Genomic DNA, 15,446 nt, shown 5'->3' with positions numbered 1-15,446 from the left:
CAGGAAAAATCAACCCTGAAACAGCTTTTTTTGTATGGCCTCTAACTGCTTAACCGAAGATGATCTTCTGAAATTTCGTCAATCTCCTGATCACGATCCCGAACTAAGACCTTGGTTAACTCTCCATTCGTAGAACAATCAATGAAACGGTCTCCGTCCCCATCTTTTTCTTCCCAATCATTAAGCCGCAAAATATATCCGATAGTTTGGGTATCTGGCAGCACTTCGATGCGGGCTACTGCACGCCCGTTCTCCATATAACGGAAATCGCATTGTCCATCCTGGATTCCTGTATCCCAAACCCAAAGATTCCAGCCTTGGTAATTCTGATCTGGGCGTTCATAATGTATTTCGATGATTTTAGAGCGTGGGGCTGGCTCACCACATTCATCATAAAGGACCATCATCGACAACCCTTCCACCTCTACCTCATTGCCTTCGATTCTGCGGATGGCTTCTATCCCGGCACTGGTATGGTCTACTACTACGTTCCAACTATCAGCAACCTCAGGAAGTGATACCGACATCCGGTCATTATTAGCATTGAAGACAACGGTAATATTGTTCCAGAGATCGCCTCCTGCATGGCTTCTAAGCAGATACGATACTATTCCGCCATCACAACGCAGAAATTCTAAGGAGCGTTCAATTTCCTGGCGGCCATGCAGACGAAATGCCGGATGTGTACGCCGCAGCTCGATCAGACCTTTATAATATTGAAATACGGGCTTAAATGCGCTTTTCATATTCCAGCGGATCGAGTTGACCGCATCACCGCTGCGGTAGCTGTTATGATCTCCAAATTTACTGCGCAGGAGCTCATCTCCTGCATGCAGGAAAGGAATCCCCTGCGAGGTCAGAATCATTCCGTTAGCAAGCAAGGATCGACGTACAGTTTCATTACCGAGAATATTCTCCTGATCTACATTCACGTATGGATTGGCAAGGGCCACTGCCTCTTCCAGATCTTCGTTATCCATGTTAGCGATTACCGGAAAATCAGCTTCCTGACTCCCTCCTTGAACGATAAGCATCTTATCCCATAAATTCAAATTATCATGGGCAGTTACATAGTTCACCGATTCCACAGGCGAGTCCGTAAACTCATGAATTGCTCCTTTAATTCCGGCTGCAATAGCACCTTCTTTGCCGTATTCGCCTGTCACGAACCCTCTTCCGAAGCCATCACTATCCCCTTTGATTGCTGAACGGAAGTTATCGTTGAAGACAGCATAGCCCTTGCCCCGTTGTACACCTTTTAGCGTTTTAGTGGCCAGCGGAGAATCTCCACCCGTCCAAGGTTCACCGTAAAGCAACAGATTCGGATTCACTTCTAGCCGAAGCTCTTCGGTAATCTCCCGCATGGTAACACTGTCCATCAGTCCCATTAGATCAAACCGGAAACCATCCATATGATATTCCGAAGCCCAATAAGATAAGGAGTCCTTAATAAATTTACGGACCATCGGACGTTCTGTAGCCAGCTCATTGCCAACCCCGGAGCCATTCGACAAACGTCCCGTAAAATCGCGGCGATAGAAATAATCTGGGACAAGCGGCTCAAAGGGGCCATTCTCCACAGCATACGTATGGTTGTAAACGACATCCATAATTACCGCGATCCCGCGGCTGTGTAAGGCCTGCACCATCTCTTTAAATTCACGAATCCGCAAGCCAGGATTGGCAGGATCGGTGCTGTAAGATCCTTCAGGTACATTATAATGCTGGGGATCATACCCCCAATTGTAGTCCACATTAGCTATGGAGGAACCCCGATTGACCACCTTCAGCTCATCCACGGTCTGAAAATCAAATACCGGCATCAGATGTACATGGGTAATCCCTAATTCAGCCAGATGATCAATCCCCACTGTATTTCCTGCCGAATCCTTTAATCCAAATTCGGTAAATGCTTTGAATTTACCCTTATAATGCATACCTGAGCTCTCATGTGAGGAGAAGTCACGAACATGCAGTTCATAAATCACTGCGTCGGCAGGATGCTGTAACGGAGGCGCTACATCCTGATCCCAATGTTCTGGATTCGTATCCTGCAAATTAACGATTGCTGATCTTAAACCATTTGCAGATACCGCTGTTGCATAAGGATCTACTGCTTCCGTCACATTGCCATCTGCAAAAACAGCACGGTACATATAATATTTCCCTTTTAGATCACCTGATAACTTGGTCTGCCAGACTCCACCATTACTACGCTGCATATATACAATACGTCCATTGTCCATAGCACTCTTAGGTGACTCAGTATTCAGTTGATGCCCACCTGTTTCGTACAGTACTAGGGACACAGCAAGTGCCGTAGGTGCCCAGACTTTAAATACACTGTACTCCGTTGAATACGTCAAGCCTAAATCCTTGCCCTCGTAGACTTCCATCATCAATTCTGCATTTATATAATTTTTACTCATGAATTAACACCATCCTATGGCTCCCCACCTAACCCTGTGGGGTTGCTTATAAGTCCATATATTACCAATTCATTTCATATTAATACTTGCACAGCGCTGCAAGTCGGCAAATGGAGTATAAACTTTCTATGGATCCTTACTATTATATGTACGACATATTTATAGGTTTGGGTTCCTTATCGACTTTATGCTCATTACTAATACTATCGGTATAGACATCTGCGCAATAAAGAAAATAAACAGTGAACAGTAAATGAGGTCGAATTACAGAAAATTATAGGTTAAAAAACATAAAAAAGCCGACCTCCAGCCATCGGAAGTCGGCAATAGTAGTTGGAAAAACAGTAGAACGCTAAAACGGATTAATGCATGCGTAAAAAGTTACTTAGCGATACTTTGAACAAGCGCAGCGACTTCTTCAGCCGTGCCAAGCTGCAACGCTTTTGCAGCCAAATCCTTCATGTCGGCAGCCGACAATTTAGAAATTTGACTACGCGCTGGCAAAATGGAAGTTGCACTCATGCTGAATTCGTCGAGACCAAGACCCAGTAGCAGCGGAATAGCTGTTGCGTCACCAGCCATTTCACCACACATCCCCGTCCATTTACCTTCTGCATGGGCTGCATCAATTACATTTTTGACCAAACGCAGGATGGCTGGATTGTAAGGCTGATACAGGTAAGATACCTGTTCATTCATACGGTCCGCAGCCATTGTATATTGAATAAGATCATTCGTACCGATACTGAAGAAATCAACTTCCTTAGCAAACTGGTCAGCCAGTACAGCAGTTGATGGAATCTCAACCATTATGCCAAGCTGAATGTTGTCTGATACTTCCTTACCTTCTTCCCGAAGCTTAGCTTTCTCTTCGAGCAAAAGATCACGTGCAGCACGGAATTCACCAAGCGTAGCTATCATAGGGAACATAATGCGAAGATCCCCGTGAACACTTGCTCTTAGTAATGCGCGTAATTGAGTACGGAAAATATCCTGACGATCCAGGCAAAGACGGATCGCACGGAAACCAAGGAAAGGATTCATTTCCTTCGGAAGGTCAAGATAAGGCAGCTCTTTATCGCCACCGATATCCAGGGTACGTACGACTACCGGCTTACCCTTCATGTTCTCAAGTACAGTACGGTAGGCGTTATATTGAATTTCCTCAGAAGGCAGCTTATCGCGACCCATGTAAAGGAACTCAGTGCGGTACAGACCTACACCTTCGCCACCATTCTCAATGACACCATTCACATCATTTGGTGTACCAATATTGGCAGCTAGCTCAACATGTTTACCGTCTGCTGATACTGTAGGTTCGTCGCGAAGTTTCTTCCATTCTGCGATTTGCAAGTCGTAAGCTTCCTGCTTGCGAGTGTACTCTGCCACTTCAGCTTCGCTAGGATTGATCAGAACGTCTCCGTTCAGACCATCGACAATCACCAAATCGCCAGAATTCACTTCTGACAGAACCGTTTTAGTTCCAACAACCGCTGGAATTTCCAAAGAACGGGCCATAATTGCAGAGTGAGAAGTCCGTCCACCGATGTTCGTTGTGAAGCCTTTAACGAACTTACGATTAAGCTGTGCTGTATCCGATGGTGTTAGATCTTGAGCAATCACGATTACTTCTTCACTGATTTCTGCAGGACTTACATAATGAATGCCCAGCAGGTGGTTCAGCAAGCGCTTGGTAACATCACGCATATCAGCTGCACGTTCCTGCAGATAGGCACTCTTCATATTTTCAAACATCTCAATGAATTGCGTAGCCACTTCGTTTAGCGCATAGTCCGCGTTAACCGATTCCTCACGGATTTTATCAATTACAGGATTGATCAGCTCTGGGTCATCAAGAATAAGCAGATGTGATTCGAAAATCTCAGCCTTCTTCTCCCCCAGCTCTGCCAAAGTACGCTCTTTAATCGTTTGCAGCTCCACTCTTGATTTGGCGAGTGCATCATTCAACTTAGCGACTTCTGCTTCAGTATCACTGATACTTGTCTTCGTAATCGTATAATCCGGATGTTTCAGGATAAAAGCACGGGCTACTGCAATCCCTGCTGAAGCCGCGATTCCTGAAATCTTATTCATGGATTTCCCCTAGCCCTTCTTTAATCATTACTTCTTGAAGAGCGTTCAAAGCTTCTGCTTCTTCGCTTCCTTCAGTAATCAAAGACAAAGTATCTCCAGCTTCAAGACCCAATGACAATACGCCAAGAATGGATTTCAAAGTTACTTTTTTACCTTTAGCTTCTGCATATGCTTCTGTACCTTTGAATTTTGTTGCTGTATTTACCAAGGCAGTTGCTGGACGTGCGTGAATTCCATCTTCATCGACAATTCTGAATGTTTTTTGCATAATATTATCCAACTCGCTTTCTGTTATTAAAGTATTTTAAATTTATAGTGAAAGCTTCGCTTCCTTGTATGAACAAGGAAGCATCGGCCCTTGCACTTTTACTGAATCGTAATGATGTCTTGGTCTCCTATAGAAACCTTACCCGGCTTCTTCAATGTTACAGAAGAGCCTTCTGGTAAATTAGAGAAAATAACAGGTGAGATTACAGAAGGTGCATGTGCTTTTACATACTCTAAATCCACTTCCATAATCGGTTGTCCAGCCGCTACAAGATCGCCCTCTTCAACTAATACCGTGAAGCCTTGACCTTTAAGCTTAACCGTATTAACCCCAATATGAACGAGCACTTCCTTGCCTCCGTCAGACATAATACCGATGGCATGTTTGCTCGGGAACACGTTAAATACCTTACCGTAAACCGGTGAAGCAATCTTCCCATCTTCGGATAGGAACGCGAAGCCGTCGCCCGTCATTTTTTGGGAGAATACTGGATCTGGCACCTCTGTGATATCCAACAATTCACCGTTTACTGGAGATACGATATCTTCCTTGATAATCGCTTCACCAGCTTCACCTGCCTGTTGTTCTTCTTCTGGCTCTGGAGTAACCACTACTGGAGCTGCTGAAGCCGCAGGTGTCTTTCCGTTAATCACATCTTGAATCTGCGATTTAATGGTATCTGAACGTGTGCCAAAAATCGCTTGAACGTTATTACCCACTTCGAGCACACCTGATGCACCAAGTTTCTTAAGACGGTTCTTGTCTACGCCTGCCTTATCTTTAACTTCAACACGAAGGCGGGTAATACAAGCATCTAGATGAGTGATGTTTTCTTTACCACCTAGAGCGGACAAAATGTTCCGCGGTAGATCATCACCGGCTCTGGAGACAGACTCCGTATTCACTTCTTCTTCTTCATTCGTATCTTCTTCACGACCCGGTGTCATAAGATTGAATTTCCGAATTACAAACCGGAAGCCGAAGTAATAAATTAAGGCAAGGACCAGACCTACCGGAATGACCAGCCACCAAGCTGTACGGTTCGGGATAATACCGAAGAGCACAAAATCGATAAAGCCACCCGAGAATGTCATGCCGATTTTAACATCCAGAATATGCATAGTCATAAAGGACAGACCTGCAAACACAGCATGTACAGCGAACAGCAATGGAGCCACGAATAGGAACGAGAATTCGAGCGGCTCAGTAATCCCTGTCAAGAACGATGTCAATGCCGCGGAAATCATCAAACTTCCGACGATCTTTTTATTCTGAGGTTTAGCTTCATGATAGATAGCCAAAGCCGCTGCTGGAAGACCAAACATCATGAATGGATATTTACCTGTAGTAAATGTCCCTGCTGTGAAGTCTACTCCATCGCGAAGCTGCTGCATGAAGATCCGTTGGTCACCACGTACCAATTCTCCAGCTTTATCAACGTAGGTACCAAATTCATACCAGAATGGAGAGTAGAAAATGTGATGCAGTCCAAAAGGAATGAGCGAACGCTCGATCGTTCCGAAGATAAACGCTGCAAGCGTTTTGTTCGTATCAATCATACTTTGTGACACATAGTTCAGACCATGTTGAATAGGTGGCCATACTATTGTTAGTAACAAGCCCAAGATTAGAGCTGTTACCGCCGTCATGATCGGTACGAAACGTTTACCTGCGAAGAAACCCAGGTAAGAAGGAAGCTCAATTTTGAAGAATCGCTTGTACATGGCCGAAGCCAATATCCCGACGAGTATACCTCCAAACACCCCTGTTTGCAGTGTTGGAATCCCTAATACGCTGGCATACGAGAAGTCGCCTTGGCTCAGGACGTAATCATTAACGCCAATAACTGTACCCATCGTAATGTTCATTACGAGGAAACCGATAATGGCAGCTAGACCCGCAACACCTTCACCGCCGGCTAAACCTATCGCAACCCCCACCGCGAAGAGTAAGGCTAGATTATCAAATACAATTTGTCCTGAGTTCATCAATACGTTGGCAACAGCCTGAACAACATGGTTCTCCAGTGCTGGAACATATTGCAGGAAGTCTGGGTTTACCAGCATGTTTCCTATTCCAAGAAGCAAACCTGCCGCAGGCAGAATAGCTACTGGAAGCATCAGAGCTTTACCAACTCTTTGTAAAACACCAAACAACTTTTTAAACATTTAGGTTACTCCTTTCATTAATTTCACTAAAACAGATGCCAAAAAAGGCATGAGCAACACAGTATAGGAGTTGTAATCTAACGCTATCGTTAGATTGCCCCAAGAAGGGGGTTAACAACCAAAATACTGTAATTCACTCATGCCTGATCGAATCAGTTACACGCTCGATATTCTGTTTTGTTGATGACAGTGAACATTGTAGCATCGTTTTTTTTAAGTAGCAAGCGTTTTTTTTGAAACCATGATTTGTTACAACTTTTGCACTTTAAGGAGCTTCACCATTCTTGTCCATATCTTGTTCGTCCACTTTTTTCTGGGCAATACGCTGCAGGTGAATCGTCAAATAACTTACCTCAGCTTGATACACAGGAATTCGCACACGCTGTTCGATAACTTTTGTTAATTTCCAAGCCAACGAATACATCTCAGGATACTCCCGTTTCATTAGTCCATCCAGGGTTGAGGTCTCTTGTACCGCCTCTCCACGGCGTAATCTTTCTAGAACAAATCGCAGATGGGTTACCAGTCTTGAGTAATCAAGTGAATCACGTGGGATTCGATAGTCCAGATAATTCTCGACTAATCCAACCAGCTCTCCAATCAAGAGAGAATGTTGTCTAACCTCGGAAATTTGCCTATTACTAAGTGCGCTGACAATATGAAGAGCCACAAAACCTATCTCATCCACCGGCAATTCCACGCCCATAGCCTCATTGATCCGTCCAATCGCATATTCTGCCATCTTATATTCCTCAGGATAAATCTCCTTAGTTTCATACAAAAATGGATTATGAATTGGGATATCTTGTTCAAAACGACGGATAGCAAAGGAAATATGGTCGGTAAGTGCAATGTGAATATGCTCATTAAGCGGCTGACGGCTACAATGCATAATATGTAATACTATTTCTTGAACGACCTCAATCAACTTCTCATCCACTTGGGGAAGAAGCTGTTTATATTGTTCCTGTTCCTCCTGGCTACGAAGAATAAACATCTTCTCCACGGAGGATAGATTAATCTGATCACGCAGCTTGCGGTTAAACCCTATCCCTTTACCGATAACTACAACCTCGGAATATTGAGGATGCTGGGCAATGATAACGTTGTTATTCAACACCTTCGCCACTGTTATGCTACTCATTTTTGACACCTCTTTTATTTCTAAACACCTAACTTCCAGCAGCATACGCAATAAGAAATCGTACGATGAACACAAGCTTTGCTACCATCATAACACCAAGAATTGCATATTAGAAGAACACTCTGTGTCCTTACTAAGCTAGTAGATCAGAGTGAACAGCCTTAAAGGCTTTTATTTTACCTGAAAAAATCTTTAAACACCAGTGAAAGCGTCGATGTCTGTATATACAATAATTCCCACGGGATGCCGATAAGCTATAAGCTTCATCAAAAATCACCTGTCAACGCAGGAGCTTTTTATCATGTTGTCTAATTTAGATCAAAACAGATCAAAACATAAAGATTAAGGTATGACCAGCAGCTTTGCCAGTCATACCTTAAGTAAATTAAATCAATATAAATTGCATTAAACTATTTTTCCTTTTGTTCAGGCACAGAAGTTAAAGTCTCGCTGGCTGTACTAGATGTTACTGATGGCTGAATATAAGTTGCAGGTGTAGCTGGTGCAACAGGTGCGACTTGTGCGACTGGTGTAACTGATGCTCCTTTGCTTCCGGAAGCTTTAGAGGTCAACCCCTTGATCAGTGCCTCTACATCAATCCCTGAGACGCTCTTCAACATCTCTGGAGCGGTGGACATTAGCTGAGTCACATAATTGCTGACCCGGGCTGCACCTTCCCCGTTACCGGTATCTACAACGGTAAGTTTATCAATAGATGCCAGCGGCTTCGCAATTTGGCCAGCCAAATCAGGCAGCATTTTGACGATGATATCGAGCACCGCTGCTTCGCCGAATTTCTGGAAAGCTTCCGCCAGTTTCTCTTTGGCTTCTGCTTCCGCTAGACCACGCAACCGGATAACCTCAGCATCCGCTGTACCTTTAGCCAGCTCTGCATCCGCCATCGCTTGACCTTCAAGACGCTTCTGCTCAGATGTCGCTTTAGCTTGCGTTTCAATACTATATTGCAAGGCATCTGCCTCACGCATTCTCTTCGCCTTATCGGCTTCCGCCGCTTGCTCTACTGCATAACGATCCGCTTCTGCTTTTTTCTTCACTTCAGCATCATACTGCTTCTCGCGAACTTGAATTTCTTTGGCTTGCAAATCGATTTCACGTTCCTTACGTACCAGCTCAACCTTCATCTGTTCTTCAACAACGGTCTGCTTTGCACGTGCCTCTTGAATATGATAAGCCTGATCGGCTTCCGCTTTCGCTGTATCCTGATCCCGTTTAAACGCAGCCACCTTAAGCTGGTTTTCCTTGGAGGCTTCGGCAATATTCGTATCCCGCAGCAGCTCAGCTTTTTGCCCTTGCTCTTCTGCGTTTGCCTTTTGAATTCTCGCATCCCGCACTGCTTCTGCTTCAGCGATCTCTGCATCCCGCTTCACAGCAGCTATCCGCGGTTTACCTAGTGCCTCTAGATATCCATGTTTGTCTCGCACATCCTTGATGGTAAAGGAAACAATTTGCAGACCCATTTTCTTAAGATCACGCGCCGCCACGCCTTGAACCTCTTGCGCAAAGCGGTCACGGTTACGATATACTTCCTCAACGGTCATCGAACCGAGAATGGCCCGCAGATGACCTTCAAGAACTTCTTGTGCTTCGCTCTTCAGTGCTTCAATCGGTTTGCCCATAAATTGCTCAGCAGCTGTCGCCACATCTTCCGTTGAGCTACCCACTTTAATGATCGCTACGCCGTCGGCAATAACCGGAACCCCTTGTTCGGTGTATACTTCCGGGGTCGTCACATCGAGTTTATGAGAAAGAAGCGACATAAATTCAGCCTTCTGAAAGACTGGGAGTATAAAGGCCCCGCCCCCGCGTACAATCTTTATTTTACGACCAGAACCATCGTCTGAAATATGATTTTTCCCCAAGAACGACCCCGTTACGATCATCCCTTCATCGGGTCCAACCGTTTTGTAACGTGCCCAGAATGCGATACCTAGCACAAACAAGACAGCAACGACAACAGCAGGGACTAACAAATACTCAGGAATACCGAACATTAAAGATCCACTCCTCTTCTCTTTTCGAATTCTGACACCAATGCAACGCCTTCTCTAACCTCCACTACAACAACTTTAATCCCTGCCGGAAGCAGCTCATGATCAAAGCTTGCTGCCGTATGCAGGCTATTGCCGGCGCCAAACTTTACCATAATCTCACCATAACCAGTGGCGGGAACAGGAATTGTGATTTCCCCGATCTTGCCAGGCAGATCACTCATTGAGAAACCATTGGACATTTCGCTTTTTTCCATGGGCTTAACCACCCCTAGATACATAAGTACTCCCAAAAAAGCGGCGGCTAACAAAGACAAAGCAATGATCGCCCCAGCTTCCAGAGCGCTGTACCGGGTTAGAAGAATGCCCGCTCCGCCGAACACGGTTATTCCTCCTGCCAGTACGGTGGGATTCAGAAAATCTACGGATACGAAATCAAAGACCCCATGCAAGGCATCTCCGATCACATCGCCCACCAGGACGCTGACTATGGCAAATATGACGCCTAGCGCCAAGCAGCCTAAATACAGCGTTTGCATTTTTGTTTCCTCCTGTCTTCAATCAGGACTGTCATATTACATTAAACGTACAAAGTAGGTCCTTGGTTTCACAATCTTTGGATATTCACCCAAATAAGTTCCATTCAGAGGATAAGCATGCTCACATTGGCACTATTTTATTACATGTGCTGGGGCTGTCCTAAAGGCCGTTCAATAGTTGGGGGAGCGCGGATTTTTGTTGGTAACACTCTGGCGCATATGAAGAGGCTATGTTGCTTTCGCGCCTCGGCACCTCGGCCTATCGGACTCAGCAGACCCTATTCGCCGATTTATCCGACATTTGGTATGCTATCGGACCGCATAGTCCCTATTGGCATAAAAACCAGCAAATATAAGACCCTTTCGGAGCAATAGTGTCTCTGGTGTCCGAAAGTTTGCTCAAAAGGCTGAAAATTCACAAATAACGTCAGCTGGGTCCGTAGGGTAGGCGTGTATTGGTAGAGGAATCAGTCGTGAGGAGATCTTACAAACCCTAGTTGGTTAGGTAACACTCTCGCGCGTGTGAAGAGGCTATGCTGCTTACGCACCTCGGCCCATCGGACTCAGCAGACCCTATTCGCCGATTTATCCGACATTTGGTATGCTATCGGACCGCATAGCCCCTATTGGCATAAAAACCAGCAAATACAAGACCATTTCGGAGCAATAGTGTCTCTGGCGTCCGAAAACTTGCTCAAAACACTGATAATTCGCATATAACGTCAGCTGGGTCCGTAGGGTAGGCGTATATTGGTAGAGGAGTCAGTCGTGTGGGGATCATACAAACCCTAGTTGGTTAGGTAACACTCTCGCGCGTATGAAGAGGCTATGCTGCTTACGCACCTCGGCGCCTCAGCACCTCGGCCTATCGGACTCAACAGACCCTATTCGCCGATTTATCCGACATTTGGTATGCTATCGGACCGCATAGCCCCTATTCGCATGAAAATCAGCAAATATAAGACCATTTCGGAGCAATAGTGTCTCCGGTGTCCGAAAGTTTGCTCAAAAGGCTGAAAATTCGCATATAACGTCAGCTGGGTCCGTAGGGTAGGCGTGCATTGGAAGAGGAATCAGTCGTGTGGGGATCTTACAAACCCTAGTTGGTTGGGTAACACTCTCGCGCATATGAAGAGGCTATGCTGCTTTCGCACCTCGGCCCATCGGACTCAGCAGACCCTATTCGCCGATTTATCCGACATTTGGTATGCTATCGGACCGCATAGTCTCTATTGGCATGAAAATAAGCAAATATGAGACCATTTCGAAGCAATAGAGTCTCTGGTGTCCGAAAACTTGCTCAAAAGGCTGAAAATTCGCAAATAACGTCAGCTAGGTCCGTAAGACTCCCGAGGACGGTCGACGGATTAGATTACGGGTGCGAACAGTGATTGATGAGGTGCGATCAGCGGCAGTGAGGTGCGATCAGCGGCAGTGAGGTGCGGTCAGCCGCAGCGAAGGTGCGGTCAGCGGCAGCGGAGGTACGCCAGCGGCAGCGGAGGTTCGCCAGCGGCAGCGGAGGTTCGCCAGCGGCAGCGGAGGTTCGCCAGCGGCAGCGGAGGTACGCCAGCGGCAGCGGAGGTACGCCAGCGGCAGCGGAGGTACGCCAGCGGCAGCGGAGGTACGGCCAGCGGCAGCGGAGGTACGCCAGCGGCTGCGGAGGTTCGCCAGCGGCAGCGGAGGTTCGCCACCGGCAGCGAAACCTTGGGATGAGAACGACCGAAAAGTATAGCAAGAGGAGCAAGTCACACTAGACCATAAACACAAAGAAGCGAATCCTCCATAACGGAGGATTCGCTTCTTTGACATTCTATTGCGACTTCTAGAATAAAGACAAATGGTCTCTTTCCGTAGAAGAATTTACTTACAAAGCCATTTTATAAATCTCAACTACATCTTCACGCTCAAGCTTGCGGAAATTACCAAATGCTCCGAAACGAACAGCCTTGTCAGCCATACTGCCGATCTCGCTGTCATCAATATCATAATCTCCGAGCGTCTTCGGCGCACCGATGGAATCCCAGAAATTACGCAGAGCCTCAATACCCTCCAGCCCGATTTCTTCATCAGTTTTGCCAGCAGGTTCAACTCCGAACACATTTACTGCAAGCTGACGGAAACGCGCAGGGTTTGTGCTGAGATTATATTTCATCCATTGCGGGAACAGAATCGCCAAACCTCCGCCATGCGGAATATCGTATACAGCCGACACTGCATGCTCGATATTATGAGTCGCCCAATCCCCGGCGAAACCCATGCTGACCATTCCGTTAAGCGCCATCGTACCGCAGTACATAATGGTCTCACGCAGCTCGTAGTTATTCAGATCTTCGATAAGCTTCGGAGCGGTTTCAATTACAGTGCGCAGCAACGTTTCACAGAACCCGTCTTGTACCGGTGTATTGCCGTCTGTATGGAAATAGTGCTCCAGTACATGTGACATGATGTCCACCATGCCATAAACGGTCTGATCACGTGGCAGAGAAAAAGTGTTCTCTGGATCAAGAATCGAGAATGCCGGGTAGGCATGCACGCTGCCCCAGCCCATTTTTTCCTTAGTAACCTCGTTTGTGATTACGGAGCCGTTATTCATTTCAGATCCCGTAGCAGCCATTGTCAGCACTGTACCCAGTGGAAGCGCGTCTTGGGCCGCTGCTTTACGCTCTACAAAGTCCCACATATCACCATCATATTTGGCTCCAACAGCAACAGCTTTTGCGCAGTCCAATACGCTTCCGCCCCCTACTGCGAGAACAAGGTCAATATTATGCTCCCGGCACAGCTCTACGCCTTTATGTACTGTGGAAAGACGTGGATTGGGTTCTACTCCAGAGAGTTCAGTCACTGTAGCGCCTATTGAACTCAGCTCAGCAACTACTTTATCGTACAGACCACTGCGCTTGATACTGCCGCCACCGTACATCAAAAGCACATTTTTACCGTACTTAGGAACCTCCGTCTTCAAGGCTTCAAGGGTACCCTGTCCAAAAATCAGCTTGGTAGGATTATAAAATTCAAATTTACGCATATGTGTAAACCTCCAGTAGTTAATTCATAATGTCTTACTCCTTCGTATTATAAACCTCTGATTACCTGCATTCAAATTAGGTGGCTGCGTTTCGTCATTCCGAATAAAAAAAGATGCCCCAAGCCCATAGGCTTGAGGACATCCTTAAATCCAAACTCACTTACAAAGCGCCGAAGCTTGTTACGAAACGGCGGAAAGCCGCTTGACCTTCTGGAGTCCGTTTGTAAACGCCAGCGTGTTCAAGAATATGCGTAAACTTGATGCCAACTTCGTTCTGCACAATCTTGAGCGCTTCCTCGTGTTGCAGTGCAGTTCCGAATCGCTCCACCAGCTCCTGAATCCAAGCCGCATGCTGCGCAAGAGAATGACTAGGGTCATTCTTCACCGCTTCTAACAGCGCTTGATCTCCTGCAAGAATACCTGCGATGGAATCGAGTTCTTCCTTCAAACGGCCCGGCAGAATCGCCAGTCCCATAACTTCGATCAAGCCGATGTTTTCTTTCTTGATATGATGCATTTCCCGGTGCGGATGAAAAATCCCTTCAGGATATTGCTCATTAGTCCGGTTATTCCGCAGCACAAGATCCATCTCGAAGCTGCCGTCCTCGGCCCGGCGGACGATAGGAGTAACGGTATTATGAGGTTGTACTTCACCGTCAACCTCACTAAAGGCTAGCACTTCAGCCTCTGGATCGCTGTAGGCTTTCCAAGCTTCATAAAGCGCATTTCCGCATTCCAATAGAACCGCAGGATCTTCTCCATTTAAACGTAATACGGACATCGGCCATTTTACGATATTAATGCTGACACCCGGATAAGAAGCATGTGTAAATGTATCTTCCTTAGGCGCTTTTTGAATCGGGAATGTGTGGCGTCCGCCCTGAAAATGGTCATGCGTCAGAATAGAGCCGCCAACAATCGGTAAGTCTGCATTGGAGCCAATAAAATAATGCGGGAATGATTCCACGAAGCTAAGCAGCCGCTTCAAGGTATCCTTGGTAAGCTTCATTGGCACATGATCATGATGGAATACAATACAGTGCTCATTGTAGTAAACATATGGCGAGTATTGGAAGAACCATTTTTCATTATTCAGGTTAAGCGGAATGATACGCAAGTTCTGGCGTGGCGGATGATTGATCCGTCCGGCATAACCTACATTCTCACGGCACAGCAGACATTTCGGATAGACTGGCGGCGGGAGCAGCCGAGCCATTGCGATTTCCTTCGGATTTTTCTCAGGCTTGGACAAATTGATCGTCATTTCAATGTCTCCGTACGGCGAATCCTGCAGCCAGTAGACATTCTTCGAGATCCGATCCATCCGAATATAGTTCGAATCAATGCTCAATTTATAAAAACGATCTGTAGCCGCGGAGATGCCTTTTTCAGCGGTCAGACTATAGAACTCAGCATTTACATCCGAAGGACGGGCCATGAGAAGTCCCATAATCTTGGCATCCAGCAAGTCACGGTAAGTGTCACTATTCTCTGGGATCAATCCGATATCAAAACCATAATCAATCAGTGCATCGAGTGGAGCCTGCGGCCCTTCCAATGGACTTTGATCGATGTCACCTACATGCGGCTCACTGAAACCGAACTGTTCGAGCAGCACATTACGGCTATAATCTTCATCGGATGGAGCTATAAGCTGCTGGCGCAGTGCGAACAGAACAAGCTGCTCAATCGCATGTAATGCTTTCTGGCCAGCAGGTGAAATCTTATTCTCGTTGTGCATTTTAATTCTCCTTAAGTAGGGTCTCA

The 15,446-nt window shown here is 46.2% G+C and carries 10 protein-coding genes; 1 reads left to right on the top strand and 9 read right to left on the bottom strand.

Annotated elements, in window-relative coordinates; genetic code table 11:
• Positions 1-41 precede the first annotated feature (41 nt).
• The 7 genes from pulA to NST25_RS08125 all read right to left on the bottom strand — a co-directional run bounded on the left by pulA (position 42) and on the right by NST25_RS08125 (position 10,651).
• Positions 42-2,429: a type I pullulanase gene (gene pulA, locus NST25_RS08155; RefSeq protein ID WP_340393742.1), complete on the bottom strand. Its 2,388-nt coding sequence runs from the start codon at positions 2,427-2,429 to the stop codon at positions 42-44.
• A 381-nt stretch (positions 2,430-2,810) separates the two neighbouring features.
• Entirely contained in the window at positions 2,811-4,523 is a 1,713-nt protein-coding gene (gene ptsP, locus NST25_RS08150; protein ID WP_076126376.1) for a phosphoenolpyruvate--protein phosphotransferase, read from the bottom strand.
• Positions 4,516-4,791: an HPr family phosphocarrier protein gene (locus NST25_RS08145; RefSeq protein ID WP_076126374.1), complete on the bottom strand. Its 276-nt coding sequence runs from the start codon at positions 4,789-4,791 to the stop codon at positions 4,516-4,518. Before NST25_RS08145 ends, ptsP begins: the two co-directional genes overlap by 8 nt.
• A gap of 98 nt (positions 4,792-4,889) precedes the next feature.
• Positions 4,890-6,959, bottom strand: a complete 2,070-nt coding sequence (gene ptsG, locus NST25_RS08140) for a glucose-specific PTS transporter subunit IIBC (RefSeq protein WP_076135917.1) — start codon at positions 6,957-6,959, stop codon at positions 4,890-4,892.
• Between the two features lie 265 nt (positions 6,960-7,224).
• Complete coding sequence (locus NST25_RS08135) at positions 7,225-8,103, bottom strand: PRD domain-containing protein (protein ID WP_248547684.1); 879 nt, start codon at positions 8,101-8,103, stop codon at positions 7,225-7,227.
• A 410-nt stretch (positions 8,104-8,513) separates the two neighbouring features.
• Positions 8,514-10,115 carry a flotillin family protein gene (locus NST25_RS08130; protein WP_076192841.1) on the bottom strand — a complete coding sequence of 534 codons (1,602 nt, stop codon included), beginning with the start codon at positions 10,113-10,115 and terminating at the stop codon, positions 8,514-8,516.
• The gene (locus NST25_RS08125) at positions 10,115-10,651 is read right to left on the bottom strand and encodes a hypothetical protein (RefSeq protein WP_042186148.1); all 537 of its coding nucleotides are present in this window, start codon (positions 10,649-10,651) and stop codon (positions 10,115-10,117) included. Before NST25_RS08125 ends, NST25_RS08130 begins: the two co-directional genes overlap by 1 nt.
• 1,434 nt (positions 10,652-12,085) lie before the next feature.
• Here NST25_RS08125 and NST25_RS08120 point away from each other — a divergent pair.
• Complete coding sequence (locus NST25_RS08120) at positions 12,086-12,364, top strand: hypothetical protein (protein WP_340393741.1); 279 nt, start codon at positions 12,086-12,088, stop codon at positions 12,362-12,364.
• Positions 12,365-12,515: 151 nt separating this feature from the next.
• Here the strand turns inward: NST25_RS08120 and NST25_RS08115 are convergent, their stop codons facing one another.
• Together NST25_RS08115 and NST25_RS08110 are read right to left on the bottom strand one after the other, a co-directional pair.
• Positions 12,516-13,679, bottom strand: coding sequence for an iron-containing alcohol dehydrogenase (locus tag NST25_RS08115; protein WP_076184697.1), 1,164 nt, complete (start codon positions 13,677-13,679; stop codon positions 12,516-12,518).
• A gap of 160 nt (positions 13,680-13,839) precedes the next feature.
• The gene (locus tag NST25_RS08110; RefSeq protein WP_340393739.1) at positions 13,840-15,420 is read right to left on the bottom strand and encodes a UDP-glucose--hexose-1-phosphate uridylyltransferase; all 1,581 of its coding nucleotides are present in this window, start codon (positions 15,418-15,420) and stop codon (positions 13,840-13,842) included.
• Between the last annotated feature and the right edge of the window lie 26 nt (positions 15,421-15,446).

This window comes from Paenibacillus sp. FSL E2-0190 (assembly GCF_037992965.1).
In the GTDB taxonomy this organism is placed as follows: domain Bacteria; phylum Bacillota; class Bacilli; order Paenibacillales; family Paenibacillaceae; genus Paenibacillus_AQ; species Paenibacillus_AQ odorifer.
This window is presented reverse-complemented; position numbering and strand designations above follow the sequence as displayed.